The sequence below is a fragment of the Streptomyces sp. NPDC049577 genome (assembly GCF_040675635.1).
Classification (GTDB): Bacteria; Actinomycetota; Actinomycetes; order Streptomycetales; family Streptomycetaceae; genus Streptomyces.
The window spans coordinates 1-3,993 of record NZ_JBFAPH010000455.1; the positions used below are offsets into that span (position 1 = coordinate 1).

Genomic DNA, 3,993 nt, shown 5'->3' on the forward strand with positions numbered 1-3,993 from the left:
CCGCCGGTACCGGGCGCTGACCCTCGGCATCATCTCCGTCGTCTCCCGGTTTCACGGCCGTCGAGCTGTGGTGGCCCTGGCCCGGCTCGCCGGCTCCACCCGAGTCCGAACTCTCCGCGCTGCGCGATGCGTTGCGCCGTGCCGGCACGCAACTCGTCGCCCTCAACTTCTACGCGGGCCGGCTGCCCGGCCCGGACCGGGGCGCGCTCTCGATTCCGGGCGAGGAGTCGGCGCGCTTCCGCGCGAACGTGGAGGTGGCGGCCGAGTTCGCCCACTCGCTGGGCTGCGGGGCGCTCAACGCCCTCTACGGAAACCGCGTCCCGGGCGTCGAGCCCGCGGTGCAGGACGCGCTCGCCCTGGACAACCTCGCGCCGGCCGCGCGGGCGGCCGACCGGGTGGGGGCGGTGCTGCTGATCGAGGCCCTCAACGCGGCGGAGTCGCCGACGTATCCGATCACGGACACGGCGAGGGCGGCGGAGGTCGTCGACGCGGTCAATGCGGCGACGGGGCTGGACAATGCGCGGCTGCTGCTGGATCTGTACCACGTGGCGGCGGGAGGAGCGGATGTGCGGGGCGCTGTGGCGGAGTTCGGGGGGCGGGCGGGGCACATCCAGATCGCGGACGCGCCCGGGAGGGGCGCGCCGGGGACCGGTGGGCTGGACTTCGCCGGCGTCTTCGAGGAGTTGGAGAAGGCCGGCTATGACGGCTGGGTCGGGCTGGAGTACCGGGATTCCGGGCCTGACCGTTTCGACTGGTTGCGGTCAGAACGCTTTTCCTGCCCCTGACCCGCCCCTTCCCGTTTCTTTGGGGGGCTCCGCCCCCGAACCCCCGGTCCTCTGGGCCGAGTGGTGCACCCCGGTTGTAGGAACCGGACCATCGGCCGTAACGGGGCGGGATCGGGGAAAAGCCACCCCTCGAAAGGACCCGCACATGCCCACCATCGCCTGGATCGGCCTGGGAATCATGGGCCTGCCCATGGCCCGTAATCTCCTCAAGGCCGGATATCCCGTCACCGGCCACACCCTCGAACCCGAAAAGCTCGAACAACTCGCGGCAGCGGGCGGCACGCCCGCCACATCCGTCCCCGACGCCGTCCGCCACGCGGACATCGTCGTCACCATGCTCCCCGCCGACCCCGACCTCGAAGCCGTCGCCTACGGCGACACCGGTGTGCTCGCGCATGCCCGCCCCGGCGCGCTGTTCATCGACATGTCGACGGTCACCCCCCGTACCTCCATCTCCCTCGCCCGGCAAGGGCAAAGGCAAGGGATACGCGTACTCGACGCCCCCGTCTCCGGCGGCGAAGCCGGAGCCGTCGAGGGCACGCTGTCCGTCATGGTCGGCGGCGAGCAGGAGGACTTCGACGCCGCGCGCCCGTTGTTCGACGTGCTGGGCACGACCGTCGTGCGGTGCGGAGCACACGGCGCCGGGCAGACCGTCAAGGCGGCCAACCAGCTGATCGTCGCCGTGACCATCCAGGCGTGCGCCGAGGCGGTCGTCTTCCTGGAGAAGTCCGGCGTGGACCTTCCCGCCGCGCTCGACGTGCTCGGCGGCGGGCTGGCCGGCTCCGCCGTGCTCGGCCGCAAGCGGGAGAACTTCCTCCGGCGCTCCTACCCGCCCGGCTTCCGCATCGACCTGCACCACAAGGACATGGGCATCGTCACCGCCGCCGCCCGCGAGGTCGGTGCCGCCGTGCCGCTCGGCTCGCTGGCCGCGAGCCTCGTGGCCGCCGCCCGCGCCCAGGGGGACGGCGGGCTCGACCACTCGGCGCTGTTGCGCGGGGTCGAGCGCCTCTCCGGGCTCACACCGAAAGGCTGACCGAATCCATGATCAACATGCCCGCGATGCACGCGGCCGTGCACATCATGAAGGACGAGGGCGTCGATATCGCCTTCGGCTGTCCCGGCGCCGCGATCCTGCCCCTCTACCAGGCCATGGAGGCCGTCGGCGGCATCGAGCACCTCGTCGTCCGGCACGAGGAGGGTGCCACGCACATGGCCGACGGCTGGGCCCGTACCAACGGCAAGGTCGGCGTGGCCCTCGCGACGTCCGGGCCGGGCGGCACCAATCTCGTCACCGGCCTGTACACCGCGTTCGCCGACTCCGTGCCGATGCTCTGCGTCACCGGTCAGGCCGTGTCGACGAAGCTGCACCAGGAGGCGTTCCAGGCGGTCGACATCGTGGAGATCGTGCGCCCGGTGACCAAGTGGGCCGTGCAGATCAAGGAGGCGGCACAGATCCCTTGGGCCTTCCGGGAGGCCTTCCGGATCGCGCGGCAGGGCCGTCCGGGGCCGGTCCTGATCGACATCCCGGTGGACATCGCGCGGCGGGAGATCCGCTACGACCCGGCGCTCGACGCCCCGCTGCCGGTGCCGGTCGTGGCCCCGCACCCGCCGCGCGTCGAGGCCGCGCTGGACCTGCTGCTGGCGGCCGACCGGCCACTGGTGCTGGCGGGCGGCGGGGTGATCCTTGCGGAGGCGGCGGCGGAACTCCGTGCCCTGGTGGAGTATCTGCGGGTGCCGTTCCAGGTGACGCTCATGGGCAAGGGAGCCGTCGAGGACGACCACGAGCTCAACATGGGCACCACCGGCATCCAGACCTCGCAGCGGTACGCCAACGCCTCGTTCCTGGAGGCGGACTTCGTGCTCGCGGTGGGTGCCCGCTTCGGCGACCGGCACACGGGCGCGGACCTGGGCGTCTACCGGGGCGGGCGGACGTTCGTGCAGGTGGACGTCGAGCCGGGGCAGCTCGGCCGGGTCGTCGAACCGGACCTCGGGATCGTCTCCGACGCCAGGCTGTTCCTGGCCGCGCTGCTGGAGGCGGCGCGGCGCCGCGGGACGGGCGCGGCCGTCCCGGCCGCCTGGCGCGAGCGCTGCCGGCACCTCAAGCGGACCCTGCTGCGCCGCGAGGACTTCGACACCGTCCCCATCAAGGCCCCGCGCGTCTACCGGGAGATCAACGAGATCTTCGGCGAGGACACGTACTTCGTGACGGCCATCGGGCTGTACCAGATCTGGGGCGGCCAGCATCAGAAGGCGCACCGGCCGCGCCACTACCAGGTCTGCGGTCAGGCGGGGCCGCTGGGCTGGGAGATCCCGGCGGCGATCGGCGTCAAGAAGGCCCTGCGGTCGCTGGGCCGGCCGGATGCCGAGGTCGTGGGCATCGTCGGCGACTACAGCTTCCAGTACACGGTCGAGGAACTGGCCGTGGCCGCCCAGTACGACGTGCCGTACGTGCTGATCATGCTCAACAACGAGTATCTGGGCCTGATCCGGCAGGCGTCGATCGGCTACGGCATGAACTACCAGGTGGACCTGCACTACGACGAGACGGGCACCGACAACGTCGCCGTCATGCGCGCGTACGGCTGTTCGGCGCGCCGGGTCGTGGAACCGGGGGACATCCGGCCGGCCGTCGAGTGGGCGCGCAAGGAGGCGGTCGCGACCTCGCGTCCGGTCCTGGTCGAGATCATGATCGAGCGCGAGGCGAACACCCCGCACGGCACGGACATCGACGCGGTCCGGGAGTACGAGCCGCTTCCCTGAGCGGGGACGGCCCCGAAGCTCCGGGCGGCGGTGCCCGCACCTGTCCTGTCGCGCCCCGGGTGCCGCCGTCCGGAATCCGTCCGGAATTCCCCCGGAATCCCCTCCGCCGCGCTTCGCGATTCGCTCCCGGCGCACGCCCGCATCGTGGACGATGGGGTACCCCACACCCCTACGGACATCTCGCTGGAGCCGACGATGGCCAAGAGCGTGCCGGTGCACTGCCCGACCTGCCGCCGGGAGCACTCCTTCATTCCGCCCACCTTCCCCTGCGCCTGCGGGGCGCCGCTGACCGTGCCCGTCCTCCCCGACGCGGCGCCGGAGTTACTGGAGCGGCGCTCGTGGCGGGACTCCTGGGTGGAGGTGCGCTGCCCCGCCTGCGACCGGCAGGGGCAGTGGCCGCGCCCGGAGTTCGGCTGCTCGTGCGGGACGGTGGTGCGGCTGCCCGTGC

Annotated in this window: 2 protein-coding genes and 2 pseudogenes; all 4 read left to right on the forward strand. The window is 72.2% G+C overall.

The genetic code is table 11. The features are described from left to right. Positions 1 to 20: 20 nt before the first annotated feature. A pseudogene (locus AB0K09_RS30770) lies at positions 21 to 785 on the forward strand (TIM barrel protein); the annotation flags it as partial. A gap of 145 nt (positions 786 to 930) precedes the next feature. After that, a complete protein-coding gene (locus AB0K09_RS30775) occupies positions 931 to 1,818 on the forward strand; it encodes a 2-hydroxy-3-oxopropionate reductase (RefSeq protein WP_366068693.1) in 888 nt (295 codons plus the stop codon). 8 nt (positions 1,819 to 1,826) lie between these two features. Further along, positions 1,827 to 3,545 (forward strand): glyoxylate carboligase, encoded by a 1,719-nt coding sequence (gene gcl, locus AB0K09_RS30780; protein WP_366068694.1) that lies wholly within the window; start codon positions 1,827 to 1,829, stop codon positions 3,543 to 3,545. 195 nt (positions 3,546 to 3,740) lie between these two features. Then, positions 3,741 to 3,993: pseudogene (locus tag AB0K09_RS30785) on the forward strand (hypothetical protein); the annotation flags it as partial.

What these genes read in the sequence shown, in the direction of transcription:
- gcl (WP_366068694.1), top strand. Translation starts at nt 1,827, where the DNA reads ATGATCAACATGCCCGCGATGCACGCGGCCGTGCACATCATGAAGGAC.
- AB0K09_RS30775 (WP_366068693.1), top strand. Translation starts at nt 931, where the DNA reads ATGCCCACCATCGCCTGGATCGGCCTGGGAATCATGGGCCTGCCCATG.